The following is a 25,420-nucleotide window of genomic DNA, read 5'->3' on the forward strand; positions in this document are numbered from 1 at the left end:
AAACGGTCGAGGAACCCGATGGCAAAAAAAACACATGAAGACGATGTCGCGTTCATCAAGGCGCTGGCGGAACTGCTGAATGACAATGAGCTCACCGAGCTTCAGGTCAAACGCGAATATGGCGAAGCTGACAGCCTCAACGTGCGCGTGAGCCGCCGCCAAGACGTGGTCCATATGGCCGCCGCCCCGGCACCCGCCGCAGCCGCCGCCCCGGCCCCTGCCGCGCCCGCGCCGCATGCCCCCGGCGCGCCGGCCGCCTCCGAGGCCCCCGGCGAAGATCCCGCAAGCCATCCCGGCGCGGTCACCTCGCCGATGGTCGGCACCGTCTATATGCAGGCCGAGCCCGGCTCGCCCTCTTTCGTCAAGGTTGGCGATCAGGTCGGCGAAGGCGACACGCTTCTCATCGTTGAGGCGATGAAGACCATGAACCACATCCCCGCGCCGCGCGCCGGCACGGTGAAACGCATCCTCGTCGAGGATGGCGCCGCGGTCGAATATGGCGCGCCGCTGATGATCATCGAATAAGGGGCGCCCCATGTTCGATAAAATCCTGATCGCAAACCGGGGCGAGATTGCCCTCCGCGTGATCCGCGCCGCCCGTGAAATGGGCATCCGCACCGTGGCGGTGCATTCCACCGCCGACACCGATGCGATGCATGTGCGGATGGCGGACGAATCCGTCTGTATCGGCCCGCCGCCGGGCACCGACAGCTATCTGTCGATCCCGTCGATCATCGCCGCCTGTGAAGTCACCGGCGCGCAGGCGATCCACCCGGGCTATGGCTTTCTCTCCGAGAATGCCAATTTCGTGCAGATCGTCGAGGATCACGACCTCACCTTTATCGGCCCCACCGCCGAGCATATCCGCATCATGGGCGACAAGATCACCGCCAAGGACACGATGAAGGATCTGGGCGTGCCCTGCGTGCCCGGCTCTGACGGCGGTGTGCCCGATGTCGAGAGCGCCAAGGCGCTCTGTGCCGAGATCGGCTATCCGGTGATCGTCAAGGCCACCGCCGGTGGTGGCGGGCGCGGCATGAAGGTCGCGATGAGCGCGGCCGAGATCGAAAGCGCCTTCCGCACCGCGCGGACCGAGGCCAAGGCGGCCTTTGGCAATGACGAGGTCTATATCGAGAAATACCTGACCACGCCGCGCCATATCGAGATCCAGGTCTTTGGCGATGGCAAGGGCGGTGCGGTGCATCTCGGCGAGCGCGACTGTTCGCTGCAGCGCCGTCACCAGAAGGTGTTCGAGGAGGCCCCCGGCCCCTGCATCAGCCAGGAAGAGCGCGATCGCATCGGCAAGATCTGCGCCGATGCCGTGGCCCGGATCAACTATACCGGGGCCGGCACGATCGAGTTCCTCTACGAGAAGGGCGAGTTCTATTTCATCGAGATGAACACCCGTCTGCAGGTGGAACACCCGGTGACCGAGGCCATCTTTGGCGTCGATCTCGTGCGCGAACAGATCCGCGTGGCCTCGGGCCTGCCGATGTCCTTCACGCAAGACGATCTCACCATCAACGGTCATTCCATCGAGGTCCGTATCAACGCCGAGAAACTGCCGGAATTCTCGCCCCGTCCGGGCCGGATCACGCAGTTTCACGCCCCCGGCGGGCTTGGCGTGCGAATGGATAGCGCGCTCTATGACGGCTATAACATCCCGCCCTATTACGACAGCCTGATCGCCAAGCTGATCGTGCATGGGCGCGACCGTCCCGAGGCGCTGGCGCGTCTGCACCGGGCGCTGGGCGAGCTCATCGTGGATGGGGTCGAAACCACTGTGCCGCTGTTTCATGCGCTGCTCGAGGAAGAGGCCGTGCTCACCGGCGAATATAACATTCACTGGCTGGAAAAATGGCTGGAGACCGATCCCCTGACCTGAACCTGTCCCTCGCGCCCCATAAGGGCGCGGGGGCCAACCGGGGCAGCGCATGAGCACCGAGCCTGCGCTGTCACCGGCGCTTATTCTGCGGGCCTATGCCAATGGCATCTTTCCGATGGCCGAGACCCGCGACGACCCGGAAATATTCTGGGTCGATCCCCGCGAACGCGGGATTTTCCCCATCGATGGCTTTCACGTCTCGCGCAGCATGGCCCGCCGCGTGCGCCGCGCCGAGTATCGCGCCACGCTCAATCAGGATTTCGCGGCGGTGGTCGATGGCTGTGCGGCGCGGGAAAACACCTGGATCAACGACACGATCCGGGGGCTCTATATCGAGCTGCACAATATGGGCCATGCCCATAGTCTCGAGATTTACGAGGGCGATGTGCTGGCCGGTGGGGTCTATGGGGTGAGCCTCGGCGCGGCCTTCTTTGGCGAATCGATGTTCTCGACCCGCACGGATGGCTCAAAGCGGGCGCTGCTGCATCTCATCGACCATCTGCGGCGCTGTGGCTTTCACCTCTTTGACACGCAGTTCCTCACCGATCATCTGGCGAGCCTCGGGGCCAAGGAAATCAGCCGATCCGACTATCGCAGCCGTCTCGCCTCTGCCCTGCAAATGCCCGGAAATATTTGGAAAGTCCCGCTAGACCGCGATCACGACGCGGTTTTGCAGCGCATGACCCAGACGTCGTAACGCGGGTGGTCGAGCGCGCTCAGCGCCGGCGATGAGGCGATCATCCAGCCGGAAAACTGCGGCTGGGTCTGGCCGTCTTCCTGGATCGTCAGAAAGGCATAGGCATCGCCCGCCGGGTCGCCCTCGGGAAAGCGGCATTCGCCGAGATTGATCGTCAGACGGCCAAAGCGCGCGCTGCTGGCATTGCCGAGCTCGAGATCGGTGACGCTGCCATTGACCTTGTCGAGGGCGCGCAGAATGGCGCCCTGCCCCAGCGAGGCCGCTTCCTGCGCGGCGCTCACACCGGGGGTCGCCCCGGTCCAGAGCCCGGTGGTCACCCCGGCCAGCAGAAGTGCGGCCAGCGGGCGCATCACTTGTCACCCTCGTTGTCGCCCGCGACGAATTTCATCAGGAGCGAGATCAAGCTCACCGAGCCTTGGGTAAACTCGACCGTATCGCCGGGCTCGAACGCGAAGGGCGAGCCGCCGGGCAGGATTTCGACGAAATTGCCGCCCAAGAGCCCCTCGGAAGCGATGGAGACGGCGCTGTCATCGGGCAGCTCGATGCCTTCTTGCACGGTAAAGGTGGCGCGCGCGCGGAAGGTTTCGGGATCGAGGGTGAGCTCGGTCACCCGGCCCACCTTGACGCCCGCCATGCGCACATCGGTGCCGAGATCGACCCCATCCGCCGAGCGGAAAGAGGCGTGCAGCGGATAGCCCTGCGAGGTGCTGGCAAAGCCGGTGAGCTGGCCCGCATAGACCAGAAAGCCCACCGCCGCCGCGAGCACGATGCCGCCAACGGCCACTTCTGTCTTGTTCTCGGACATCTGTTTACTCCGGGCTCCAGGCCTCGTAATCGCTCCGCTCGACCGGCTGCGGACGGCGGATCGACCCGGCGGGCGCATAGGCCAGCGCGGTGCCGGTCAGGTTTTCCTGATGCGGCTTTTCCCAGGTCTTATGGGGCAGCGGCCGGTCGGTCGGCGGCGTGTCGAACGTGTGATGCAGCCAGCCATGCCAATCGGGGCTGACCCGGCTCGCCTCGGCCTCGCCGTTGAACATGACCCAGCGGCGGGTGTTGTCGCGGTTGCGATAGAACACGTTGCCCTGTTCGTCCTCGCCCACCTTGACGCCGCGGCGCCAGGTAAAGAATTGCGTGTTGAGCGTGCTGCCATGCCACCATGTGGCGGCGCGAAGTAGCGTCTTGAGAATGCCCATAGGGTCCTCCGGAATCCGTTGCCCCAGATATGGCCCATCGGCGGCCAAAGGTCCAGTACCCCAAGGCCGATAGGCGGCGTCTCGGGCGGTCTCTTGCACGGGGACAGGCGGCGGATGAGCGGCGCAACGGAAAACGGGCGCCGGGGAGGTCCCGACGCCCGCGTCTGTCATGGGTCAAAGGCGGCTGTGGATCAGCCTGCGCTCGCCTCTTCCTTCTTGGCGTCGGCATAGATCATCAGCGGTGCCGCCTCGGAGGACACGGCCTCTTCGTTGACGACCACCTCTTCGACGCCTTCGAGACCCGGCAGCTCGAACATGGTGTTGAGCAGGATGTCCTCGAGGATCGAGCGCAGCCCGCGCGCGCCGGTCTTGCGCTGAATGGCGCGTTTCGCGATGGCCTTGAGCGCATCATCGGTAAAGCTGAGCTGTGCGCCTTCGAGTTCAAACAGACGCTGATACTGTTTCACCAGCGCGTTCTTGGGCTCGGTCAGGATGGTGATGAGCGCGTCTTCGTCGAGATCCTCGAGCGTCGCGATGACCGGCAGACGGCCGACGAATTCCGGGATCAAACCGAATTTGAGCAGATCCTCGGGCTCGAGCTCTTTGAAGACTTCGCCAACGCCGCGATCGTCATTGTCGCGCACATCCGCGCCAAAGCCCATGGCAGAGCCCTTGCCGCGCTGCGCGATGATCTTGTCGAGACCGGCAAAGGCACCGCCGCAGATGAACAGGATGTTGGTGGTGTCCACCTGCAGGAATTCCTGCTGCGGATGTTTGCGCCCGCCCTGCGGCGGCACGGCGGCAACCGTGCCTTCCATCAGCTTGAGAAGCGCCTGTTGCACGCCCTCGCCCGACACGTCGCGGGTGATCGAGGGGTTTTCCGACTTGCGGGTGATCTTGTCGACCTCGTCGATATAGACGATGCCGCGCTGGGCGCGTTCGACGTTATACTCGCTCGATTGCAGCAGCTTGAGAATGATGTTCTCGACATCCTCGCCGACATAGCCGGCCTCGGTCAGCGTCGTGGCATCGGCCATGGTGAAGGGCACATCGAGGATGCGCGCCAGCGTCTGCGCCAAGAGCGTCTTGCCGCAGCCGGTGGGGCCGATCAGCAGGATGTTCGATTTCTGCAGCTCGATATCGCCGGATTTGCCGGAATGGTTGAGCCGCTTGTAATGGTTGTGCACCGCGACCGAGAGCACGCGCTTGGCCATGGCCTGACCGATCACGTAATCATCGAGCACATCACAGATCTCGCGCGGGGTCGGCACGCCTTCGCCCGATTTGAGCCCGGCACTGCGGGTTTCCTCGCGGATGATGTCCATGCACAGTTCGACACATTCGTCGCAGATGAACACCGTCGGGCCCGCGATGAGCTTGCGCACCTCATGCTGGCTCTTGCCGCAAAAACTGCAGTAGAGGGTGTTCTTGCTGTCGCTGCCGGAATTGTTGGACATATTTTACCTTTCGGGCATTCATCGGGTTGAATGCGGGGCCATGACGAAATGTGGTTCACAGCTTACGGCAGGTGCCGAGGTGCCACAATCCGAAAATCGCCCCGCAGGCAGTCTTACGCCTTGTCGTCCTCGTCCGCCTTGCCACGGCTCTCGACGATCTCGTCGATGAGGCCCCAGGACTTGGCTTCTTCGGGCGACATGAAATTATCACGCTCCAGCGCCTCTTCGACCTTTTTGAGGGTCTGGCCGGTGTGTTTCACATAGATCTCGTTGAGCCGCCGCTTGAGCTTGAGCGTCTCTTCGGCGTGAATCATGATGTCGGTCGCCTGACCCTGATACCCGCCCGAGGGCTGGTGCACCATGATCCGGCTGTTGGGCAGCGAGTAGCGCATGCCCTTGGCACCGGCGGTGAGCAGCAAGGAGCCCATCGAGGCCGCCTGCCCGATCACCAAGGTCGAGACCGCCGGGCGGATGTATTGCATCGTGTCATAGATCGACAGGCCCGAGGTCACGACACCGCCGGGGCTGTTGATATACATCGAGATTTCCTTCGACGGGTTCTCCGCCTCGAGGTGCAGAAGCTGCGCCACGACGAGGCTCGACATGCCGTCATGCACCGGCCCGTTGAGGAAAATGATCCGCTCCTTGAGCAGGCGGGAAAAGATGTCATAGGCGCGTTCGCCACGGCTTGTCTGCTCGACCACCATGGGCACGAGCGTGTTCATATACGTCTCAAGAGGGTCTTTCATAATCGCCTGCCTGCTGAAGTTTCTTCGAACGATAGGTCCGATGTCCTAAGGGAGTCTTATTATCGCGCCCCCGGCGCTGCAAGGGAGGCGGGTAAAATTAGCGCGGGCTCACCCCGGTTTCACCGCCGTGGCCAGCCGCGCGGCGCGCCGCCCGCGCTCTTCGCGCCCGATCGACCGGCACAGGATCAGCACCGGGATGAGCCCGAAAGCCATGAGCGCCAGCGACGGCACCGCCGCCTCGTTGAGCCGCTCGTCCGAGGCCAGCCGATGCGCCTGCACCGCCAGCGTCTGAAAGTTGAACGGATGCAGGATGAGCGTCGCGGGCAATTCCTTCATCACATCGACAAAGACGATGAGCAGCGCGGTCAGCACCGAAGAGCGCGCCACCGGCAGATGCACCCGCCACAAAAGGCGCGGCCCCGACTGGCCGAGCGACCGGCCGATGGCGTCGAAATGCGCCGGCACCGTGGCCATGCCGCTGTCATAGGCATTGAGCGCCGCCGCCATGAACCGCGCCATATAGGCCAGCACCATGAGCCAGACCGACCCGGTGATCAAAAGCCCGGTGGAAATGCCGAACCAGCCCTCCATCGCCGCATCAATCGCGTTGTCGAGCGCCGCAAAGGGCACCATGAGCCCGACGGCAATCACGCCCCCCGGCACCGCATAGCCAAGCCCCGCGCCAAGCACCATCGCCCGCGCCCCGCGTCCCGGCCGCATCCGCGCGTGAAAGCCGATGACCACCGCGCCGAGCACCGTCAGAACCGAGGCCAGCGCCGCCAGCGTCACCGAATTGCTCATCAGCGCGGCGTAGCGCGCGCTGAGGATGTTCTGCCCCGAATCCACCGCCATGGAGCCGAGCATCACCAGCGGGATCACAAAGCCAAAGACCACCGGCACCGCGCAGAGCGCCGTCACCAGCCAGCCTGGCCCGCCCCGCAGCCGGGGCTTTTCCACCGTCTCGAACCGCGCGCCGCGCCCGGCGGTGCGGATGCGGCCCCGCTGCACCCGCTCCAGCCCCGCCACCAAGAGCGCAAAGCCCAGAAGGCAGAGCGCCAGCTGCGCCGCCGCGCCCCGGTCGCCAAGGCTGAACCACGATTGGTAAATCCCGGTGGCAAAGGTATCGACATTGAAAAACGCCACCGTGCCGTAATCGGCGATGGTCTCCATCACCGCCAGAAGCGCGCCGCCGACAATCGCCGGGCGCGCCATCGGCAGCGCCACCCGCCAAAAGGCGGTGAGCGGCGTATGCCCGAGCGTCCGCGCCACCAGATAGGCGTTCGAGCTTTGCTGTCGAAACGACGCCCGCGCCAGCAGATAGACATAAGGATAAAGCACAAAGATGAGCATCGCCGCCGCGCCGCCCATGCTGCGGATCTCGGGGAACCAATAGTCGCGCGGGCCCCAGCCGGTCACATCGCGCAGAAGGCTTTGCACCGGGCCGGAATGATCGAGGAACGAAGTATAGGCATAGGCCAGCACATAGGCCGGAAAGGCCAGCGGCAGCGCCAGCGCCACTTCGAGCGTGCGGCTAAACGGAAAGCGATAGACCGTCACCAGCCAGGCCGCCCCCGTGCCGATTGCAGCCGTCGCCGTGCCGACAATCGCCACCAGCAACAGCGTGGTGCCCGCAAAGCGCGGCAAGACCGGGGCCAGAACATTGCGCCAGGTGTCGAGATCGCCGGTCAACGCCGCCAGCGCCGCCGCCACGATGGGCGCGACACAGAGCAGGGCCACGAGCCAGGCCAGGCGGTGCAACAGGCGGTCTATCATCTGATCCTTGATCCGCTGTGGGGTCCGCCCGCGGGTCCGGGCGGCGATATCCGAGGTTTTCGATCAGTATTGCCCAAGCGCGGCGCCGTCAATCAATGCGCCGGGCGGATGCGGGACCTCTGCCCGCCGCCCCAGCGCTCCCCCGGCCCTGCCTTGACCCAATCCGGGCCTGATTCTCCGCCCCGCGCCCACAACCCTGACCCGCCGGAACCCCCATGTATTTCGCGTCACACGAAATATTCGCCAAAGCACGCAAGCCCTTGGCAACGCAAGATTTCAACCAAATGGTTAAAAATGACGTGAAGTTACCCACCCGTCGCAAGCCTTTACAGCAGACATAATTCGCGCCAGTTTTGCCCGCATGACAGGTGTGCGCGTCAAAAATTTCGCGCGGGAGGCACCGTCAATTCAGGGAGACTCTCATGAAAACCATTCGTAATCTTGCCACTGCCACGGCCATTATGCTGGGCACCGCAGGGCTCGCGTCGGCTCAGACGCTCAACTTTGCCTATGACGCCGACCCGGTGTCGCTCGATCCGCATGAGCAGCTGTCGGGCGGCACTCTGCAGCTGTCGCATATGGTCTTTGACCCGCTGGTGCGCTGGAACAAGGATCTGGGCTTTGACGGTCGTCTGGCCGAAAGCTGGGACCGTGTCGATGACACCACCGTGCGCTTTAACCTGCGCAAGGGCGTGAAATTCCACTCGGGCGACGAGATGAAGGCCGAGGATGTGGTCTATACCATCGAACGCCTCAAGAATTCGCCGGATTTCAAAGGCATCTTCTCGGGCTGGGCCTCGGCCACCGCCGTCGATGACTATACCGTCGAAGTGAAAACCGACGGGCCGAGCCCGCTGGTGCTGCACACCGCCACCTATGTCTTTCCGATGGACAAGGATTTCTACACCGAAGGCGGTGACGAGGTCGTGAAACACGGCAACAGCTTTGCCTCCTCCAACGTGTCGGGCACCGGCCCCTTCACCATCGCCGAGCGCGAACAGGGCGTGAAAGTCGTGTTCGAGCGCAACCCCGACTATTGGGACACCAACAGCCCCGGCAACGTGCAGACCGCCGTGCTGACCCCGATCAAAGAGGCGCCGACCCGCGTCGCGGCGCTGCTCGCCGGTGACGTCGATTTCATCGCCCCCGTGCCGCCGACCGATCTCGAACGGATCGAGGCCGATGAAAACGTCAACTTGGTGACCATGACCGGCACCCGGATCATCACCCTGCAGCTCAACCAGAAGCGCCACGAAGCGCTGGCTGATCCCAAGGTCCGTAAGGCCATCGTCCATGCCATCAACAACGAAGGCATCGTCGAGAAGATCATGAAGGGTTTTGGCACCGCCGCGGCCCAGCAATCGCCCGAGGGCTATGTCGGCTACAACCCCGATCTGACCCCGCGTTTCGACGTGGCCAAGGCCAAGGCGCTGATGGAAGAGGCAGGCTATGCCGACGGGTTCGAGGCCACGATGATGTGCCCGAACAACCGCTACGTGAACGATTTCAAAATCTGCGAAGCGGCGGCGGCAATGCTGGCCAAGATCAACATCAAGATCGACCTGACCACCATGCCCAAGGCGCAATACTGGCCGAAATTCGATGAACGCGCCGCGGACATCATGATGATCGGCTGGCACGCGGACACCGAGGACAGCGCCAACTTCAACGAGTTCCTGACCATGACGCCGAATGCCGACACCGGCAAAGGCCAGTACAACTCGGGCAATTACTCGAACGCCAAGGTCGACGAGCTGACCATGGCCTCGCTGACCGAGACCGATCCCGCGAAACGCGCCGAGATGCTGCAAGAGGTCGAAAAGATCCTCTATGACGACGCAGCCTATGTGCCGCTGCATTGGCAGGATCTGGCCTGGGCCGCGCGCAAAGGCGTCGACATCGAGCCCGTGCTCAACGTGATGAACTTCCCCTATCTGGGCGATCTCGTCATCTCCGAATAACCGCCTGCGGCGGGCCGGTATGCTCCGGCCCGCCGTCTTTCGTCCGCTGTTGCCGGTGCGCCTGCCTGCGCCTCGGGCCGGATGCTCAAGCCCCCGCCAGAGACCCTGCACCCCATGCATATTCTAGCTTTCCTCATCCGCCGTGCCGTTCAGGCCGTGATCGTGATGTTCGTGATTTCGCTGATCGGCTTTTCGATCCAGGACAATCTGGGCGATCCGCTGCGCGAATTGGTCGGACAATCCGTCTCCGAGGCCGAACGCCAAGAGCTGCGCGATCAGCTGGGTCTCAACGACCCGTTCCTCACCCAATATATCCGCTTTCTCGGCAATGCCGTGCAGGGCGATCTGGGCACCTCTTATTTCTTCAAACGCCCCGCCCTCGACGTGATCATGGACAAGTTCCCGGCCACGTTCGAACTGGTGATCGGGGCGGTCGTGATCTTCCTGTCGCTGTCGATCCCGGCGGGCATCTACTGTGCCATCCACCGCAATTCCTGGATCACCCGGATCATCATGACCGGCTCGATCATCGGCATCTCGGTGCCGGTCTTCCTGACCGCGATCTTCATGGTCTGGCTGTTCGGGGTGGAACTCGGTTGGCTGCCCGCCTTCGGGCGCGGCGACACGGTCACCCTGCCCTGGGGCTGGGACACCGGGTTTCTCACCCTCGACGGGCTCAAACACCTGATCCTGCCCTCGGTCACGCTGAGCTCGATCATGCTGCCGCTCTTCATCCGGCTGATCCGGGCCGAGATGATGGAGACCATGGGCACCGATTACGTGCGCTTTGCCCGCGCCAAGGGGCTGCGCACGGCGCGGGTGCGCTATGTCCATGCCTTCCGCAACACGCTTTTGCCGGTGGTGACGGTGGGCGGGCTGATGATCGGCACGCTCATCGCCTATACGATCCTGACCGAGACGGTGTTCCAATGGCCCGGCATGGGCTTTCTCTTTCTTGAGGCGGTAAACCGCACCGATACGCCGCTGATCATCGCCTATATCATCGTGGTCGGGCTGATCTTTGTGGTGGTCAACACGATCGTCGATTTCGTCTACACGCTCATCAATCCGATGGTGAAACTGCCGGGAGCCAAATCATGATCACCTGGCGCAGCCTCTTCAAACGCTTTCTCAGCGATCCCGTGGCCATCGGCGCAGGCATCGTCCTGCTTCTGCTGGTGCTGATGGCGGTCTTTGCGCCGCTCCTCGCGCCGCAGAACCCCTATGACCTGATGCAGATCGACATCATGGACAGCGAATTGCCCCCCTCCTGGAAGGACGACGGCGATGCGCGCTTTCTGCTCGGCACCGATGCGCAGGGGCGCGGGGTGCTCTCGACCATCATGTATGGCACCGGCATATCCCTCCTGATCGGGATCGGCGCGGTGGTGGTGCAGGCCATTCTCGGCGTCACCCTCGGGCTCATCGCCGGCTACAAAGGCGGCTGGATCGACGCCTTTCTGATGCGGCTCGCCGATATTCAGATGTCGCTCTCGACGCTGATGATCGCGATCATCGTGCTGGCGATCTTTCAGGCGGCCTTTGATGCCAATGTCTATGCCGATTACGCGATTGTCATGCTGATCGTGATCATCGGCGTGGCGGAATGGCCGAAATTCGCCCGCACCGTGCGCAGCTCGGTCCTTGGCGAAAAGAACAAGGAATATGTCGATGCCGCCCGTGTCATCGGCCTGCCCGCGCGCAAGGTGATGTGGGGGCATATCCTGCCCAACACGCTGACCCCGGTGCTGGTGATCTCGACCATCCAGGTGGCCGAGGCGATCATGACCGAAGCGGCGCTGAGCTTTCTCGGCCTCGGCATGCCGGTGGACCGGCCGTCGCTCGGCTCGCTGATCCGGTCGGGGTTCGAGTTCGTCTTCTCGGGCCAATATTGGATCACCCTCTACCCGGCGCTGGTGCTCATCGCGCTGGTGCTGGCGCTCAACCTTCTGGGCGACTGGATGCGCGACGTGCTCAATCCCAAACTGCGGCGGGGAGACGACTGATGGCCATGCTCGAAATCGACGATCTGCGCGTGGCCTTTCCGCGCGGCAAGACAGAGGAAATCGAGGCGCTGCGCGGGGTCTCCCTGCGGCTCGAAAAGGGCGAACGCCTTGGCGTTGTGGGCGAAAGCGGCGCGGGCAAATCCATGCTCGCCTTCTCGATCCTCAACCTCATCGCCGAGCCGGGCCGGGTGAGCGAGGGCGCCGTGCGCTTCATGGGCGAGAACCTTCTCGACATGTCGGAACGCCAGATCCGCGGCATCCGCGGCAATCGCATCTCGATGATCTTCCAGGACCCGATGGTGACGCTCAACCCGGTGCTGACCATCGGCACCCAGATGATCGAAACCCTGCAAGCCCACCGCCGCATCTCGCGGCGCGAGGCGCATAGGCTCTCGGTGGAAAAGCTCAAGATGGTCGCCATCCCTTCGGCGGAAACCCGGATGGACGCCTATCCGCACGAGCTCTCGGGCGGGTTGCGGCAACGGGTGGTCATCGCCATCGCGCTGCTGACCGACCCGGAACTCATCATCGCGGACGAGCCGACCACCGCGCTCGACGTGACGATCCAGGCCGAGATCATGGCACTGATCCTCAAGCTCTGCCGCGAAAACGACGTGGCGCTGATCCTCATCACCCATGACCTTGGCGTCGTGGCCGAGGTGACGCAAAAGCTGATGATCATGTATGCGGGCAAATGCGTCGAGGCGGGCGAGACCCGCGCCATCATCGACGCGCCCAATCACCCCTATACCGCCGGCCTGCTGAAGGCGCTGCCGCAGAACGCCGAACCGGGGCAGAAGCTCTACCAGATCCCCGGCTCGATGCCGCCGATCACCAACCTGCCGCGCGGCTGCCCCTATCACCCGCGCTGCTCCCGCGCGAGCGATGAATGCCGCGCCGCCATGCCCGAGATCATCGACGGCGTGGCCTGTTATCACCCGCTGCAAAGCGTGGAGGAGATCGCATGAGCGCCCAGATCAAACCCGTCCCCAGCCCGCAGACCGACCATATCGTCGAAACCCGCGGGCTCGAGGTGCGCTTTCCCCTGCCCACCCATTTCCTGAGCCGCGAAAAACCGGTGCTGCACGCGCTCAACACCGTCGATGTGGCGATCCGCCCCGGCGAAACCTTCTGCGTGGTCGGCGAATCGGGCTGTGGCAAGACCACGCTCGGCCGCACCATCATCGGGCTGCAGAACCCGACGGCGGGCGAGGTCTATTTCAACGGCCAGCGCATCGACCAGATGGACGAGGCGACGCGCAAACCGATCCGCCGCGACATGCAGATGGTGTTTCAGAACCCCTATGCCTCGCTCAACCCGCGCCGCAATGTCTATGACACGCTGGTCGAGCCGATCCGCCACCTGATGCCGGAGAAATCCGCCGCCGAACAGCGCGAGACGGTCGAGGCGGTGCTCGCCGCCACCGGCTGTGACCTGAGCTGGCAGCGCCGCCTGCCGCATGAGTTCTCGGGCGGTCAGCGTCAGCGCATCGCCATCGCGCGCGCGCTGGTCACCAACCCCGCCTTCATCGTCGCGGACGAGCCGATCTCGGCGCTCGACGTGTCGATCCAGGCACAGATTCTCAACCTGCTCACCGATCTGCAGGCCGAGCGCGGGCTCACCTATCTCTTCATCACCCATGATCTGAGCGTTGTGCAGCATTTCGGCACCCGCGTGGCGGTCATGTATCTCGGTCAGGTGATGGAGCTGGCGGAGACGGCGACGCTCTTTGCGACGCCCAAACACCCCTATACGCGGCTGCTTTTGGACGCGATCCCCAAGCTCGAAGGCGGCTCGTTCGACAAGCCGCGCACGCCGGGCGAATTGCCCGATCCGGTCAACCTGCCCAAGGGCTGTCCCTTCGCGCCGCGCTGCCCGCTGGCCACCGATCTGTGCCGGGCGGAACGTCCGAAACTGCGGGTTCTGCCCTCGACCGGCACCGAGGTGGCTTGCCACCACACCGAATAGGGATAATCGCGCGAAATGTTGGGTTAAGACAAGTATGGCCGGGTTTACAGAGGGTAATCCCGGCCATTAACCATTAATCAGACAAGGGCTCGCCCTGCCCGACCCCCTGCCCGATACTCTGTCTCGGCACAGCCGTGGCCTTGAGAATGGCAAAGACCTCCGCCCCCGGCGCAAGCTCCAGCTCCGCCGCCGCCCGCGCCGTGATCCGCGCCAAGATCCGGTCCCGGCCAAGCGCCAGCTGCACCGCCACCCCCGGCCCCTCGCCCCGGTAAAGACCGCTCACCACCGCCGGCAGGATGTTGCGCGACGACAGCCCCTCGGGCCGCCCCCGCGAGATCAGCACATCGCTCGCCAGCACCCGAATGCGCAGCCCACTCCCCGGCGCCGCCGTCACCCCCGGCAGCAGCAACTCGCCCGCATCGAGCCCAAGCCGCGTCAGCCCATCCGCCTCATGGCCAAGCACCCGCGCCGAGAGCACCGCCCCCGCCTCGCGCACCCCCACGAAAGGCAGCGCCGCCGGATCGCTGAGCACCTCCTGCACCGGCCCGCTCAGCACCACGCGCCCGCCCGCCATCACCACGATCCGATCCGCCAGCCGCGCCACCTCGCCCAAGCTGTGACTGACATAAAGCATCGAGAGCCCCAGCCCGTCGCGCAGCTCTTCGAGATAGGGCAGGATATCCGCCTTGCGCCGATCATCGAGCGCCGCCAAAGGCTCATCCAACAAGAGCATCTCGGGCTGCGACAGGATCGCCCGCCCCAGCGCCACGCGCTGCGTCTCGCCACCCGAGAGCGCCCGCGGCCGCCGGTCGAGCAGCCCGCCCAGACCCAGCAAATCCACAATCCGCGCCTCCTGCGCCGGATCGGGCGGCTCTGGCGCAAACCGCGCCCCATAGCGCAGATTACCCGCGACGCTCATATGCGGAAAAAGACGGCTGTCTTGAAACACATAGCCGACGCGCCGCCGATGCGGCGGCACCATCCGGCCCGCCGCCCCGTCAAACAGCACCCTGTCGCCCAGCGCGATCCGTCCCGCATCTGGCCGCAACAGCCCCGCCACGGCATTGACCACACTGGTTTTGCCCGATCCCGACGGGCCGAAAAGCGCCGTCACCCCGGCCCCGGCCTGCAGCGCGGCCTCTAGGGTAAAGCCCGGGAAAGACTTGGTAATATCGAGAGAAAGGCTCATCTGCCGATCCTCTTCGCCATCCGCCGCGCCAGCAGTTCAGAGGCGAGAACCGCGCCCACCGCCACCACCAGCGACAGCGACAAGAGCCGCAGCGCCGCCGCCTCGCCCCCCGGCACCTGCAGATAGGTGTAGATCGCCGAGGGCAGCGTCCGCGTCTCGCCGGGGATATTGGCGACAAAGGTGATCGTCGCGCCAAACTCGCCCATCGCCTTGGCAAAGCCGAGCACCGCCCCCGCCAACAGCGCCGGCGCGATGAGCGGCAGGGTCACGGTGACGAACACCTGCGCCCGTGGCGCGCCCAAGGTCGCCGCCGCCTCTTCGAGCCGCGGATCGACCGCCTCGAACCCGAGCCGGATCGCCCGCACCATGAGCGGAAACCCCATGATCGCCGCCGCCAGCGCCGCCCCGGTCCAGCGAAAGGCAAGCACGATCCCGACCGAGTCGAGCGCCCCGCCAAGCCAGCCTTGCCGCCCAAAACCCAAGAGCAGCAAATACCCAGTCACCACCGGCGGCAGCACCAGAGGCAGATGCACCAGCGCCGACAGCACCGCCTTGCCCGCAAACTCGCGCCGCGCCAAGAGCCAGGCCATCGCCACCGCCAAGGGCAGGCTGAGCAGCGTCGCCCAAAGCGACACCTTGAGCGACAGACCGAGCGCCGCCAGCTCTTCCGGCGTGAAACTCATGGCAGGGCCCCAAGCGCCGCCCGGGGCACAAAGCCCAGCGCCGCAAACCCGTCCTGCGCCGGACCCAAAAGATGCGCGATAAACGCCTCCGCCTGCGGATGCTCACTGGCCTCAATCACCGCCGCCCAATAGGCGATCGGGCTATGGGCCTCGGCCCCAATCTCCTGCACCACCGTGACCCGCGCCGCCCGCGCATCGGTGGCATAGACCACGCCGAGCGCCACCTCGCCGCGCTCCACAAGCGCCAGCGCCGCGCGCACATTCTCGGTCTCGGCCAGATGCGGCGCCAGCGCCTCCCAAAGCCCCGCGGACTGCATCCATTCCTTCGCGTAAATCCCTGCGGGCACGGACAAAACCTGCCCCAACGCCATGCGCCCGCCCGCCAGCCGCGCACGCAACGCCTCGGCGCTCAAATCCTCTAAAGGCGCGGCCCCCTCGGGCCCCACCAGCACCAGCCGATTGCCCATCACCCGCGCCACGCTGCCCGCCCGCAACGCGCCCTCGTCGTCGAGCCAGCGCAGCCAGGCCTCATTGGCCAGGATCACCACATCCGCCGGCGCGCCAAGCGCCACCTGCCGCGCCATCGCCCCCGACCCGCCATAGGACAGAACCACCTCGCCGGAAAACCCCGCCGCCGCCCCGTCCAGCGCCTCGCGCAGCGACGCCGCCGCAAACACGGTGAGCGGCTCGGCCCGGGCCGAGCCTGCCAGCGCCGTCAGCGGCACGGCAATCAGGGCGCAAACCCCGGTGATCATGGCGAAAATTCCTGTCATGGCGCGAGTATTTCGCAATCCCCCCAGCGGCGCAAGCGGCGCGCGCCCCGCCACCGTGGCCATTTTGCCCCGCGCCGGGCTTCGCGATAATTTCCTCTGGTCAGAACGGGTGAAACGCCACAATATGTTGTGTGTAACGAGTGAGTGAAACAATAACCGCGCGAAAGTGGCGGGACGAATGCGGCACATGATCAGACAAGCCCCCATATCGGTTGACGATTACGACAAGCGCGACATGCGTTCGCAATTTGCAGCGCTTTGTTTTCGCATGAAAAAAGGCAAGCCGCAGGTGCTGATGATCACCACGCGCGGCTCTGGCCGCTGGATCATCCCCAAGGGCTGGCCGATGCCCGGCCGCACCCCCGCCGAAGCGGCGCTGATCGAGGCCTGGGAAGAGGCCGGCGTGCAGGGCAAGGGCTATGATCAATGCCTCGGCGTCTTCTCCTATCACAAGCTTTTTACCCGCACCGATGGCGCGCCCTGTCTGGCGCTGGTCTACCCGATCAAGGTCAAGGCGCTGGCACAGAATTTCCCCGAAAAAGGCCAGCGCAAACGCAAATGGATGGGTCTCGACAAGGCCGCGACCAAGGTCGACGAGCCCGAGCTCGCGCAGATTCTGCGTCAGTTCAACCCCAAGCTTTTGCCCAAGCCCATTCGCGCCAAGCGTTGATCTTTCGCGGCAAAAGGTTATGTAACACTTAGGTGTAATATTTGGGCGTGCGATGATAAAATTCACGTTGAAATGTGAGCAAGATCACCGGTTTGACAGCTGGTTTCAATCTGCCGAGGCCTTTGACAAGCTGCAAAAGGCGGGCCATGTCGCCTGTGCCGTCTGCGGCAGCGACAAGGTCGAAAAGGCCTTGATGTCGCCGCGCGTGCAAGAGGCCCGGCGCAAGGCGGATACGCTGCGCCCCGCCGCCGACCAATCCCCCGATGTCACCGCCCAGGCGCTCGCCGCGCTGCGCAAACATGTCGAGAGCAATTCCGACTATGTCGGCGGCAAATTCGCGCAAGAAGCCCGCGACATGCACGAGGGTCTCATCCCCTCCCGCGCCATCTATGGCGAGGCCCGCCCCGACGAGGCGCGCAAGCTCATTGAGGATGGCGTGCCGGTCACGCCGCTGCCCTTCACCCCGGGCCGCAAAGCGAACTGACCCCCCGGCACACAGACCCCGACCGAGAGGACATCCCATGCATGTAGTGATCACCGGCGCCAATCGCGGCATTGGCGCGGCCCTCGCGGCTGCCTATGCGGATCTTGATCACGAGGTGACCGGCACCGCGCGCGGCGCGGACGCCGCCCATCCGCTCGATGTGACCGACCCCGAGGCGCAGGCCCGCTTTGCCCAAACGCTCGAGGGCCGCGCCGTCGATCTCCTGATCTGCAACGCCGGCGTCTATCCCGACAAGGGCCACGATCTGACCTCTGGCTTTGACGCCGACACCTGGGCTGCGGCGCTCTCCACCAATGTCACCGGCGTCTTTCTTACCATCCAGTCCCTCCTGCCCCATCTCGCCCGCGCCGAGACGCCCAAGATCGCCATCCTGTCGAGCATCATGGCCAGCGACGCCCGCGCCCCGGGCGGCAGCTACGCCTATCGCGCCTCCAAGGCGGCGGCGCTCAACCTCGGGCGCAACCTCGCGGTCGATCTCGCCCCCGAGGGCATCGCGCTGGGCATCTATCATCCCGGCTGGGTCCGCACCGACATGGGCGGCAATGAGGCCGATATCGACGTCGCAGAGGCGCGCGACGGGCTCATCGCCCGGTTTGACGCGCTCACCCTCGACACCACCGGCTGTTTCGAGGGCTGGGACGGCAACCCGATCCCCTACTGATCCCCTGCTGAGCACGCCAAAACCGCCACTGTCGCAAGACCGCCGCAATACCGACGCGATACCGACAGGCGGTTTTGCCCCGATCCCTTTGGTCCGAAAACTGCGCCCTCGGGGCGGATTTCCCGCCCCAAGCCGCGACAAACCGGCCCAGAGCGCAATTTTCCTGATGCCACGCCACTTGCCCTTCGCCGCGACCGGGCGTAAACCCCCGCGCGACCAATACCCGAAGGGACCGACCCCATGCCCGTTCTCGTGATGAAATTCGGCGGCACATCCGTCGCCAATCTCGACCGCATCCGCCGCGCCGCCAAACGTGTGGGCGTCGAGGTGGCCAAGGGCTATGACGTGATCGTCATCGTCTCGGCCATGTCGGGCAAGACCAACGAGCTGGTGGGCTGGGTGGGCGAGACCTCGCCGCTCTATGACGCCCGCGAATATGACGCGGTGGTCAGCTCGGGCGAGAATGTGACCGCCGGTCTCATGGCGCTCACCTTGCAGGAAATGGACGTGCCGGCGCGCAGCTGGCAGGGCTGGCAAGTGCCGGTCAAGACGACCTCGGCCCATTCCGCCGCCCGCATCGAAGAGATCCCCACCGACAACATCACCGCCAAGTTTGGCGAAGGCATGCGCGTCGCCGTGGTCGCGGGCTTTCAGGGCGTGAGCCCCGAGGGCCGCATCACCACGCTGGGCCGGGGCGGCTCGGACACCACTGCCGTGGCCTTTGCCGCCGCTTTCGACGCCGAACGCTGTGACATCTACACCGATGTCGACGGGGTCTATACCACCGATCCGCGCATCGCGTCGAAGGCGCGCAAGCTCGACAAGATCGCCTTTGAGGAAATGCTGGAACTGGCCTCGCTCGGGGCCAAGGTATTGCAGACCCGCTCGGTCGAGCTGGCGATGCGCTATAATGTCAAACTGCGCGTGCTGAGCAGTTTCGAGGAACAATCTGACGCGGCCGGGACGCTGGTCTGCGATGAGGAGGAAATCATGGAATCTAATGTCGTAAGCGGCATCGCCTATTCGCGGGACGAGGCCAAGATGACCCTCATCTCGGTCGCCGACCGGCCCGGCATCGCCGCCGCCATCTTCGGCCCGCTCTCCGAGGCCGGGGTGAATGTCGATATGATCATTCAGAACATCGCCGAAGAAGGTCGCACCGACATGACCTTCTCCTGCCCCACCGATCAGGTGAAACGCGCCGAAAAGGCCATGGCGGATGCCAAGGCCCGGGGCGACATCAACTATCACGATCTGGTGGCCGACACCGATGTCGCCAAAGTCTCCGCCGTGGGCATCGGCATGCGCAGCCAGTCGGGCGTCGCCGCCAAGATGTTCAAGACGCTCTCCGACGAAGGCGTCAACATCAAGGTCATCGCGACCTCCGAGATCAAGATTTCGGTGCTGATAGACCGCAAATACATGGAGCTCGCCGTGCAGGCGCTGCATGACGCGTTCGAGCTCGACAAGGCCTGAGGTCTAGGGCCTTAAGGCTATCCCCCAGGGCCTAGCCCTCGCCCATCAAGATCAGTTGCCGGACCTCGTAAAACTCTGGTCCGGCGACATTTTCCCACTCTCCCGCCATGGCGGGCGGCACCGGATAGCCGGTCGCCTCGCGGCTCTGCCCATCGGTGGCACAGCGCTGACCCGCGCGAAACACCGTATCGCTCGCCGAGATCTTGCCCAGCTTCTCATCGCTCAGCATCTTGATCCGCCCGCCCTCCCCGAAGGCATAGCGCGCCCGAAAGAGCTGCCCGGCATAGAGCACCACCGCCTCGGCCTGCATCGCCGCGCCGCGCCCCTCGATCCGCACCGGCCCGGGCCGCGCCAGCGCCGCCCCCTCGCCGCCCGGCAGCTCCGCCGCCCGCTCGATCACCTCGAACGCGCCCGCCTTGGCCCAGATATGACCGTTGTAATAGCGCAGATACTGCGCCGCCTGCGCCTCGGTGCCGAGATCCGGCGCACTCTGCGCCGCGATCCCATGCACCGTCGCCGCCCGCCCGTCGAGAAACACCGGCACGCCACCGCGCGGCACCAGATAAGAGCGCAGACAGGGATGATCCCACGCGCCCATCTCCCAAAGCTCCGCGCCGTCGTGGAACTGCAGCCCAAGCCGCCGCGCATAGTGCATCTCCGCCGCCGCCAAGACCCCGGGCTCATCGGTCTCGGACGCCGCATCAGAGGCCGCTGAGGCCCCCCGCGCCCCAGCCCCTTGCAACCTTACGGCGACCTCTTCCGGCCCCTCCCCCCCGAGCCGCGTGAAAAACACCTCGCCACCGGGCTTGATCTTGCGCAGCGCTGCCTCAAATTCCCCTTGGCTCACCACCGCCACCCCGTCCACAGACAGGAGTATGTCACCCAGTTTCAGACCCGCCTCCTGCGCCGCATACCCGTCGAGCACCGAGATCACGAAAACGCCCGCAGGCGCCTCCATCCCGGCCCGCTCGGCGATCCGCGCGCTCACCGCATATACGCTGGCGCCGAGGACCCCGCGCCGCGCCTCCGACGGCTCGAACCGCCCCCACAGGACCAGCCCCGATGCCAAGAGCCCAAGCCCGGCCAGACCCCAGATCCGCCGCCCGCGCAGCCGCGCCAACAGCCCCGCCGACACCCGCCCGACTGATGAAAACCTGTCCTTTACCATCACAACTGCCTGTTTTTACGGCGCACCGATCAGAGCCTTCCCGTCTGACGCGAAACACATGGAATTTCTTATGATTACACGTCATGATAGAAGAAAGAATAGCAAAGACGCCGCCGCCGAATCTGAATATCTTCGGCGCGGCACCGAGGGGAGACGGTGCATGGCGAGAGTTTCACCATGATGGACGGCTTTATCACCGACAGCCGCCAGATGCTTGGCCGTCTGCGCGAGATCATGTCAGAGGAAACCGGCGGCCAGACGCGGCTCGACCGGATCACCTCGCTGATCTCCGAAGAAATGCGCACCGAGGTCTGCTCGATCTACCTCTTCCGCGACGAGGAAACCCTCGAACTCTGCGCCACCGAAGGTCTCAACGCCGAGGCCGTGCACCAGACGCGGATGCGGCTCGGCGAAGGTCTCGTGGGCCGGGTCGCCCGCACCAGCAAGGTGATCAACACCGATGACGCCCCCGCCACGCGCGGCTTTCGCTACATGCCCGAGACCGGCGAAGAGGCCTATTCCTCCTTCCTCGGCGTGCCGATCCAGCGGCTCGGCGAAACGCTCGGCGTGCTGGTGGTCCAGTCGAAACAAGCGCGCAGCTATTCCGACGAGGAAATCTATGCCGTCGAAGTGGTCGCCATGGTCATCGCCGAGATGGCCGAGCTCGGCGCTTTCGTCGGCGAAGGCGCGGCCATGTCGGCCCGCCACCAACACCCGGTCATGTTCCGCGGCCATGTCGCCCAAGAGGGCGTCGCGCGCGGCCATGTCTGGCTGCACGAGCCGCGCGTCGTGGTCACCAACCCGATCGCCGACGACCCGGCGGCCGAGTTGGAACGGCTCACCGAGGCGGTGGAAACCCTGCGCGTCGGCGTCGACCGGATGCTCTCGGATGTGCGCAGCGGCGACAAGGAACAGCTGCAAGTCCTTGAGACCTATCGCATGTTCGCCAATTCCAAGGGCTGGATGCGGCGCATGGAAGAGGACATCGGCCGTGGCCTCTCGGCCGAGGCTGCGGTCGAAAAGGAACAATCCACCGCCCGGTCGCGGATGGAGAAGGCCACCGACGCCTATCTTCGCGACCGGCTCCACGATCTCGACGATCTGAGCAACCGGCTCCTGCGCATCCTGACCGGTCAGGGCCGCGAAACCGGCGCGGAAATGCCGCCCGATCCGATCCTCATCGCCCGCAATATCGGCCCGGCGGAGCTCTTGGATTATGGCCGCTCGCTCAAGGGGATCGTGCTCGAAGAGGGCGCGGTCGGCAGCCATGCCACCATCGTCGCCCGGGCGCTGGCCATCCCGCTGGTGATCCATGCCGAACGCATCACCACCGAGGCGCTCAACGGCGATCCGGTGCTCATCGACGGCGATCAGGGCATCGTGCATCTGCGCCCCGACGACACGATCAGCGCCGCTTTCGTCGACAAGATGGCGATGCAGGCCGAGGCCCAGGAACGCTATGCCTCGATCCGCGACAAACCCGCAGAAACGCTCTGCGGCGCGCGCATCGGGCTGATGATGAACGCCGGTCTCATGGCCGATCTGCCGAGCCTCGTGGGCTCTGGCGCCGAGGGCGTCGGCCTCTTTCGGACCGAGCTGCAATTCCTGATCCGCAACCACATGCCGAAACGCGCCGAGCTGAGCGATCTCTACGCCCGCGTCATGGATGCGGCGCAGGGCAAACAGGTGACCTTTCGCACGCTCGACATCGGCTCGGACAAGGTGCTGCCCTATATGAAGGCCACGGACGAGCCCAACCCGGCGCTCGGCTGGCGCGCCATCCGGATCGGTCTCGACCGGCCCGGGGTGATGCGGATGCAGCTGCAGGCGTTGGTGCGCGCCGCCGCCGGGCGGCCGCTCTCGGTGATGTTCCCCTTCGTGGCCCAGCTCGAGGAATTCGCCGCCGCCCGTGCCGAGATGGACAAGGCGCTCGAACGCGAACGCATCCTCGGCCACCCGCTGCCCTCCGATCTCAAGGTCGGCGCGATGCTGGAAACCCCGTCGCTCGCCTATGCGCCCGACAGTTTCTACCGCGATGTCGATTTCCTCTCCATCGGCGGCAATGATCTCAAGCAATTCTTCTTTGCCGCCGACCGCGAGAACGAGCTGGTGCGCCGCCGCTATGACACGCTCAACGTCTCTTTCCTGACCTTCCTCGAAAACATCGTGAAACGCTGCGAAAAGACCGGCACGCCGCTGAGCTTCTGTGGCGAGGACGCGGGCCGCCCGGTCGAGGCCGCCTGCCTCGCCGCCATCGGCCTGCGCAGCCTGTCGATGCGCCCCGCCTCCATCGGTCCGGTGAAATCCATCCTGCGCCGCATCGACCTCACGGAACTGCACGCGCTCATTCACGAGGCCGCCGAGCGCGGCGATCAATCGGTACGCCCCGCCGCGATGGACTATCTGCGCGGCAAGCTCTGATTAGGTCTGCACGGGGCTCTGAAGAGGGACGCTGAAACGCGGCCCTAGCCGCGTTTGACCGCCGGCGCAGTGATCAGCTTGCGAAACTCCGCGACCAATTCGTCATGATCGCGGTTGGCCTCGATGGCCAGCCGCCGCAGCCCGAAATGCACATGCGCCATTTGCTGATAATAGCCGGTAAAGGCGTAATTGACCGCAGCCCCCGCCGCCGCCCCCAGCACCGGCACCGCCTGCGCCGCGAGCTTTTGCCCCAGCACCGCCGCCAGACGCGGCGCCACCCGCGCGATCAGCGCGTTGAGCGCCGGCCCCGTCACCGCCAGCCGCGTGCCGAGAAAGGCCAGATCCGCCTCGTCATCCCGCTCCAGCGGGCCAGAGGCCGCAAAGACCTGAATGCAATCATAGCGCACGCTTTCCTCCGAGGGGTCAAACCCCTCTTCCTCGGCCACGTCCTGAATGGTGCGCAGAAGGATCGCCGTGGTCACCGGCAGCTCGGCCATCGCCCCCGGCATGCCGCCGAGACCGCCCGCCGCCCCCATCGCCGTCGTCACCGCCCGGTTGAGCCAGCCGGGCTGGCCGCCCACCACGCCGCGCGAGCGATGCGCCGCCTCCATCGCAAGGCGCAGCGCCTCGGCGGTGGCATCCTCCATCCGGTCGCGGATCGGTGCCGGCAACCGGCCCATGATATCGGCGGCCGAGCCCCCCAGCGCGTTGAGAACCTGCATCCCGAGCCCATCGGCCCTGGCATGGCGCAACGCCAAGGCCTGCAGCGCCTTTTGCGTGTCATCCTCGGAAATCGGCGGGCCCAACAGGGTCAGATCAGGTGTGCTCATCCTCTAAAGATCGGCACGCGCCAGAGATTTTCAAGATAATTTGCGGATCAGGTGACTTTGGTCACATGGCCGGTGACGCCCGCCCAGGCATCGGGCCGCAGCGCGATGCCCAGCACCCGGTCCGGGTTGGTCGGTGGCGGCATCTCGACCCCGTCGAGCCGCTCGAACCCGAAGCGCGCATAATAGGGCGCGTCGCCCACCAGCATCACCCGGGGCCAGCCCTGCTCGCGCGCCTTGTCGAGACTGCCGTGAATGAGCAAGCCGCCAAGCCCCTCGCCCTGCCGCGTCGGGTGCACCGCCACCGGCCCGAGCAACAGCGCCCGCGCCGCGCCCACCATCACCGGCCAATAGCGGATCGCACCGGCCACGATACCGCTCGGATCGCGCGCCACGAGGCACAGACCGGATACCGGCGTAATACCGTCGCGTAACCGATAGGACGACAGCGCCTCACGACCGGGTGCAAAGCACAGATCATAGAGCGCTTCGACCTCCCACCAGTCCTCCGCGGTTTCCGGGCGTAATTCGAACACTGTGCAGGCGGCCTTTCTGGGCGTTTTCGGGTGGCAAAGCGGTTATCACGGGCGTAAGCCTTGCACAAACCTAGAAAATCACCCGAGGAGCCCCGCGCGATGTTTTACCGCCCCGAAGACGGTCATGGCCTGCCGCACAACCCGTTCAACGCCATCGTCTCGCCGCGTCCCATTGGCTGGATATCCTCCAAGAGCGCCGATGGCGTGGCCAATCTCGCGCCCTATTCCTTTTTCAACGCAGTGGCTTACGTCCCGCCCCAGGTGATGTTTTCCTCGACCAATGAAAAAGACAGCCTGCGCAATATCCGCGACAGCGGCACGTTCTGCGTCAATGTGGTGAGCGAGGCGATGCTGCATCAGATGAACGAAAGCTCCGCCGCCCTGCCGCCTGAGAGCGATGAGTTCGTCCGCGCAGGCCTCGCCTCGGCGCCCTGCGAAACGATCGACTGCCCCCGCGTCGCCGACGCCCCCGCCGCGCTCGAATGCAAGGTGACCGAGATCCTGCAACTCAAGGGCGCTGCCAATTTCGCCATTTTCGGCGAGGTCACCGGCGTCCATATCCGCGAGGACTGCCTCCGCGACGGCCGCTTTGATGTCACGAGCTTTGTGCCCATCGCGCGGCTCGGCTACATGGATTACACCGCCGTCCGCGAGGTGTTCGAACTGGCCCGTCCCGAGGTCTGAACCCGCCGCGACTCACCTCTCGCAAATGCAGCATTCCATGCCGCAGCACAGCATCAAAATAGCGCCCAGCCTTAAAAACCGGGCGCTATTTGCGTTTTCACCCTGCTCGAAAACTGTGCAGGTGCAGAAAAATCAGC

26 protein-coding genes are annotated in these 25,420 nt (G+C 64.9%); 14 read left to right on the forward strand and 12 right to left on the reverse strand.

Annotation, left to right across the window (positions count from 1 at the left end):
- The first annotated feature begins 18 nt into the window (after positions 1-18).
- From accB to aat, 3 genes are read left to right on the forward strand one after another with little or no spacing between them, the layout of a single operon-like run.
- Positions 19-525, forward strand: coding sequence for an acetyl-CoA carboxylase biotin carboxyl carrier protein (gene accB, locus ISM_RS01285; protein ID WP_009812283.1), 507 nt, complete (start codon positions 19-21; stop codon positions 523-525).
- A 10-nt stretch (positions 526-535) separates the two neighbouring features.
- On the forward strand, positions 536-1,885 hold the full coding sequence (accC, locus tag ISM_RS01290) for an acetyl-CoA carboxylase biotin carboxylase subunit (RefSeq protein WP_009812284.1): 1,350 nt from the start codon (positions 536-538) through the stop codon (positions 1,883-1,885).
- A 49-nt stretch (positions 1,886-1,934) separates the two neighbouring features.
- A complete protein-coding gene (gene aat, locus ISM_RS01295; RefSeq protein ID WP_009812285.1) occupies positions 1,935-2,582 on the forward strand; it encodes a leucyl/phenylalanyl-tRNA--protein transferase in 648 nt (215 codons plus the stop codon).
- Here aat and ISM_RS01300 read toward each other — a convergent pair.
- The 6 genes from ISM_RS01300 to ISM_RS01325 form a co-directional block, all read right to left on the reverse strand.
- Positions 2,543-2,932, reverse strand: a complete 390-nt coding sequence (locus ISM_RS01300) for a DUF2155 domain-containing protein (RefSeq protein ID WP_009812286.1) — start codon at positions 2,930-2,932, stop codon at positions 2,543-2,545. The two genes, aat and ISM_RS01300, sit on opposite strands and share 40 nt — an antisense overlap.
- On the reverse strand, positions 2,932-3,387 hold the full coding sequence (gene mlaD / locus ISM_RS01305) for an outer membrane lipid asymmetry maintenance protein MlaD (protein WP_009812287.1): 456 nt from the start codon (positions 3,385-3,387) through the stop codon (positions 2,932-2,934). The genes ISM_RS01300 and mlaD overlap by 1 nt, the downstream gene beginning before the upstream one ends.
- Before the next feature lie 4 nt (positions 3,388-3,391).
- Positions 3,392-3,775 carry an NADH:ubiquinone oxidoreductase subunit NDUFA12 gene (locus ISM_RS01310; protein ID WP_009812288.1) on the reverse strand — a complete coding sequence of 128 codons (384 nt, stop codon included), beginning with the start codon at positions 3,773-3,775 and terminating at the stop codon, positions 3,392-3,394.
- A gap of 191 nt (positions 3,776-3,966) precedes the next feature.
- A complete protein-coding gene (clpX, locus tag ISM_RS01315) occupies positions 3,967-5,232 on the reverse strand; it encodes an ATP-dependent Clp protease ATP-binding subunit ClpX (RefSeq protein WP_009812289.1) in 1,266 nt (421 codons plus the stop codon).
- Positions 5,233-5,345: 113 nt separating this feature from the next.
- A complete protein-coding gene (locus ISM_RS01320; RefSeq protein ID WP_040617754.1) occupies positions 5,346-5,981 on the reverse strand; it encodes an ATP-dependent Clp protease proteolytic subunit in 636 nt (211 codons plus the stop codon).
- A gap of 108 nt (positions 5,982-6,089) precedes the next feature.
- Positions 6,090-7,754 carry an ABC transporter permease gene (locus tag ISM_RS01325; protein ID WP_009812291.1) on the reverse strand — a complete coding sequence of 555 codons (1,665 nt, stop codon included), beginning with the start codon at positions 7,752-7,754 and terminating at the stop codon, positions 6,090-6,092.
- A 422-nt stretch (positions 7,755-8,176) separates the two neighbouring features.
- Here ISM_RS01325 and ISM_RS01330 point away from each other — a divergent pair, with 422 nt between their 5' ends.
- The 5 genes from ISM_RS01330 (at position 8,177) to ISM_RS01350 (ending at position 13,690) form a co-directional block, all read left to right on the forward strand.
- Positions 8,177-9,715: an ABC transporter substrate-binding protein gene (locus ISM_RS01330; protein ID WP_009812292.1), complete on the forward strand. Its 1,539-nt coding sequence runs from the start codon at positions 8,177-8,179 to the stop codon at positions 9,713-9,715.
- 114 nt (positions 9,716-9,829) lie between these two features.
- Positions 9,830-10,816: an ABC transporter permease gene (locus ISM_RS01335; RefSeq protein WP_254655628.1), complete on the forward strand. Its 987-nt coding sequence runs from the start codon at positions 9,830-9,832 to the stop codon at positions 10,814-10,816.
- Positions 10,813-11,721 carry an ABC transporter permease gene (locus tag ISM_RS01340; protein ID WP_009812294.1) on the forward strand — a complete coding sequence of 303 codons (909 nt, stop codon included), beginning with the start codon at positions 10,813-10,815 and terminating at the stop codon, positions 11,719-11,721. Before ISM_RS01335 ends, ISM_RS01340 begins: the two co-directional genes overlap by 4 nt.
- The gene (locus tag ISM_RS01345) at positions 11,721-12,689 is read left to right on the forward strand and encodes an ABC transporter ATP-binding protein (protein ID WP_009812295.1); all 969 of its coding nucleotides are present in this window, start codon (positions 11,721-11,723) and stop codon (positions 12,687-12,689) included. The genes ISM_RS01340 and ISM_RS01345 overlap by 1 nt, the downstream gene beginning before the upstream one ends.
- Positions 12,686-13,690: an ABC transporter ATP-binding protein gene (locus tag ISM_RS01350; protein ID WP_009812296.1), complete on the forward strand. Its 1,005-nt coding sequence runs from the start codon at positions 12,686-12,688 to the stop codon at positions 13,688-13,690. The genes ISM_RS01345 and ISM_RS01350 overlap by 4 nt, the downstream gene beginning before the upstream one ends.
- Before the next feature lie 73 nt (positions 13,691-13,763).
- On the opposite strand, the gene modC is transcribed toward ISM_RS01350, so the two are convergent.
- From modC to modA, 3 genes are read right to left on the reverse strand one after another with little or no spacing between them, the layout of a single operon-like run.
- Positions 13,764-14,879 carry a molybdenum ABC transporter ATP-binding protein gene (modC, locus tag ISM_RS01355; protein WP_009812297.1) on the reverse strand — a complete coding sequence of 372 codons (1,116 nt, stop codon included), beginning with the start codon at positions 14,877-14,879 and terminating at the stop codon, positions 13,764-13,766.
- Positions 14,876-15,562 (reverse strand): molybdate ABC transporter permease subunit, encoded by a 687-nt coding sequence (gene modB / locus ISM_RS01360; protein ID WP_009812298.1) that lies wholly within the window; start codon positions 15,560-15,562, stop codon positions 14,876-14,878. Before modB ends, modC begins: the two co-directional genes overlap by 4 nt.
- On the reverse strand, positions 15,559-16,335 hold the full coding sequence (gene modA, locus ISM_RS01365) for a molybdate ABC transporter substrate-binding protein (RefSeq protein WP_040618230.1): 777 nt from the start codon (positions 16,333-16,335) through the stop codon (positions 15,559-15,561). Before modA ends, modB begins: the two co-directional genes overlap by 4 nt.
- Positions 16,336-16,522: 187 nt before the next feature.
- On the opposite strand from modA, the gene ISM_RS01370 reads away from it, so the two are divergent.
- From ISM_RS01370 to ISM_RS01385, 4 genes are all read left to right on the forward strand, one after another.
- Positions 16,523-17,005 carry an NUDIX hydrolase gene (locus tag ISM_RS01370; protein ID WP_040617755.1) on the forward strand — a complete coding sequence of 161 codons (483 nt, stop codon included), beginning with the start codon at positions 16,523-16,525 and terminating at the stop codon, positions 17,003-17,005.
- A gap of 52 nt (positions 17,006-17,057) precedes the next feature.
- Positions 17,058-17,489, forward strand: coding sequence for a DUF1178 family protein (locus tag ISM_RS01375; RefSeq protein WP_009812301.1), 432 nt, complete (start codon positions 17,058-17,060; stop codon positions 17,487-17,489).
- A 37-nt stretch (positions 17,490-17,526) separates the two neighbouring features.
- On the forward strand, positions 17,527-18,171 hold the full coding sequence (locus ISM_RS01380; RefSeq protein ID WP_009812302.1) for an SDR family NAD(P)-dependent oxidoreductase: 645 nt from the start codon (positions 17,527-17,529) through the stop codon (positions 18,169-18,171).
- Positions 18,172-18,411: 240 nt separating this feature from the next.
- Positions 18,412-19,647 carry an aspartate kinase gene (locus ISM_RS01385; protein ID WP_009812303.1) on the forward strand — a complete coding sequence of 412 codons (1,236 nt, stop codon included), beginning with the start codon at positions 18,412-18,414 and terminating at the stop codon, positions 19,645-19,647.
- A gap of 31 nt (positions 19,648-19,678) precedes the next feature.
- Here ISM_RS01385 and ISM_RS01390 read toward each other — a convergent pair whose 3' ends face one another.
- Positions 19,679-20,815, reverse strand: a complete 1,137-nt coding sequence (locus ISM_RS01390; protein ID WP_083780873.1) for a PDZ domain-containing protein — start codon at positions 20,813-20,815, stop codon at positions 19,679-19,681.
- A 177-nt stretch (positions 20,816-20,992) separates the two neighbouring features.
- Here ISM_RS01390 and ptsP point away from each other — a divergent pair, with 177 nt between their 5' ends.
- On the forward strand, positions 20,993-23,236 hold the full coding sequence (gene ptsP, locus ISM_RS01395) for a phosphoenolpyruvate--protein phosphotransferase (RefSeq protein WP_040618231.1): 2,244 nt from the start codon (positions 20,993-20,995) through the stop codon (positions 23,234-23,236).
- A 44-nt stretch (positions 23,237-23,280) separates the two neighbouring features.
- Here the strand turns inward: ptsP and ISM_RS01400 are convergent, their stop codons facing one another.
- Complete coding sequence (locus tag ISM_RS01400) at positions 23,281-24,066, reverse strand: EcsC family protein (RefSeq protein WP_009812306.1); 786 nt, start codon at positions 24,064-24,066, stop codon at positions 23,281-23,283.
- A gap of 47 nt (positions 24,067-24,113) precedes the next feature.
- Positions 24,114-24,599 carry a GNAT family N-acetyltransferase gene (locus ISM_RS01405; RefSeq protein ID WP_040617756.1) on the reverse strand — a complete coding sequence of 162 codons (486 nt, stop codon included), beginning with the start codon at positions 24,597-24,599 and terminating at the stop codon, positions 24,114-24,116.
- A gap of 99 nt (positions 24,600-24,698) precedes the next feature.
- On the opposite strand from ISM_RS01405, the gene ISM_RS01410 reads away from it, so the two are divergent.
- The gene (locus ISM_RS01410; protein ID WP_009812308.1) at positions 24,699-25,283 is read left to right on the forward strand and encodes a flavin reductase family protein; all 585 of its coding nucleotides are present in this window, start codon (positions 24,699-24,701) and stop codon (positions 25,281-25,283) included.
- The last annotated feature ends 137 nt before the right edge of the window (positions 25,284-25,420 follow it).

The sequence above is a fragment of the Roseovarius nubinhibens ISM genome, assembly GCF_000152625.1.
Taxonomy (GTDB): Bacteria; Pseudomonadota; Alphaproteobacteria; order Rhodobacterales; family Rhodobacteraceae; genus Roseovarius; species Roseovarius nubinhibens.

Coding starts and splice junctions, on each gene's coding strand:
- accB (WP_009812283.1), top strand. CDS start 19: ATGGCAAAAAAAACACATGAAGACGATGTCGCGTTCATCAAGGCGCTG.
- accC (WP_009812284.1), top strand. CDS start 536: ATGTTCGATAAAATCCTGATCGCAAACCGGGGCGAGATTGCCCTCCGC.
- aat (WP_009812285.1), top strand. CDS start 1,935: ATGAGCACCGAGCCTGCGCTGTCACCGGCGCTTATTCTGCGGGCCTAT.
- ISM_RS01300 (WP_009812286.1), bottom strand. CDS start 2,932: ATGCGCCCGCTGGCCGCACTTCTGCTGGCCGGGGTGACCACCGGGCTC.
- mlaD (WP_009812287.1), bottom strand. CDS start 3,387: ATGTCCGAGAACAAGACAGAAGTGGCCGTTGGCGGCATCGTGCTCGCG.
- ISM_RS01310 (WP_009812288.1), bottom strand. CDS start 3,775: ATGGGCATTCTCAAGACGCTACTTCGCGCCGCCACATGGTGGCATGGC.
- clpX (WP_009812289.1), bottom strand. CDS start 5,232: ATGTCCAACAATTCCGGCAGCGACAGCAAGAACACCCTCTACTGCAGT.
- ISM_RS01320 (WP_040617754.1), bottom strand. CDS start 5,981: ATGAAAGACCCTCTTGAGACGTATATGAACACGCTCGTGCCCATGGTG.
- ISM_RS01325 (WP_009812291.1), bottom strand. CDS start 7,754: ATGATAGACCGCCTGTTGCACCGCCTGGCCTGGCTCGTGGCCCTGCTC.
- ISM_RS01330 (WP_009812292.1), top strand. CDS start 8,177: ATGAAAACCATTCGTAATCTTGCCACTGCCACGGCCATTATGCTGGGC.
- ISM_RS01335 (WP_254655628.1), top strand. CDS start 9,830: ATGCATATTCTAGCTTTCCTCATCCGCCGTGCCGTTCAGGCCGTGATC.
- ISM_RS01340 (WP_009812294.1), top strand. CDS start 10,813: ATGATCACCTGGCGCAGCCTCTTCAAACGCTTTCTCAGCGATCCCGTG.
- ISM_RS01345 (WP_009812295.1), top strand. CDS start 11,721: ATGGCCATGCTCGAAATCGACGATCTGCGCGTGGCCTTTCCGCGCGGC.
- ISM_RS01350 (WP_009812296.1), top strand. CDS start 12,686: ATGAGCGCCCAGATCAAACCCGTCCCCAGCCCGCAGACCGACCATATC.
- modC (WP_009812297.1), bottom strand. CDS start 14,879: ATGAGCCTTTCTCTCGATATTACCAAGTCTTTCCCGGGCTTTACCCTA.
- modB (WP_009812298.1), bottom strand. CDS start 15,562: ATGAGTTTCACGCCGGAAGAGCTGGCGGCGCTCGGTCTGTCGCTCAAG.
- modA (WP_040618230.1), bottom strand. CDS start 16,335: ATGACAGGAATTTTCGCCATGATCACCGGGGTTTGCGCCCTGATTGCC.
- ISM_RS01370 (WP_040617755.1), top strand. CDS start 16,523: ATGATCAGACAAGCCCCCATATCGGTTGACGATTACGACAAGCGCGAC.
- ISM_RS01375 (WP_009812301.1), top strand. CDS start 17,058: ATGATAAAATTCACGTTGAAATGTGAGCAAGATCACCGGTTTGACAGC.
- ISM_RS01380 (WP_009812302.1), top strand. CDS start 17,527: ATGCATGTAGTGATCACCGGCGCCAATCGCGGCATTGGCGCGGCCCTC.
- ISM_RS01385 (WP_009812303.1), top strand. CDS start 18,412: ATGCCCGTTCTCGTGATGAAATTCGGCGGCACATCCGTCGCCAATCTC.
- ISM_RS01390 (WP_083780873.1), bottom strand. CDS start 20,815: ATGGTAAAGGACAGGTTTTCATCAGTCGGGCGGGTGTCGGCGGGGCTG.
- ptsP (WP_040618231.1), top strand. CDS start 20,993: ATGATGGACGGCTTTATCACCGACAGCCGCCAGATGCTTGGCCGTCTG.
- ISM_RS01400 (WP_009812306.1), bottom strand. CDS start 24,066: ATGAGCACACCTGATCTGACCCTGTTGGGCCCGCCGATTTCCGAGGAT.
- ISM_RS01410 (WP_009812308.1), top strand. CDS start 24,699: ATGTTTTACCGCCCCGAAGACGGTCATGGCCTGCCGCACAACCCGTTC.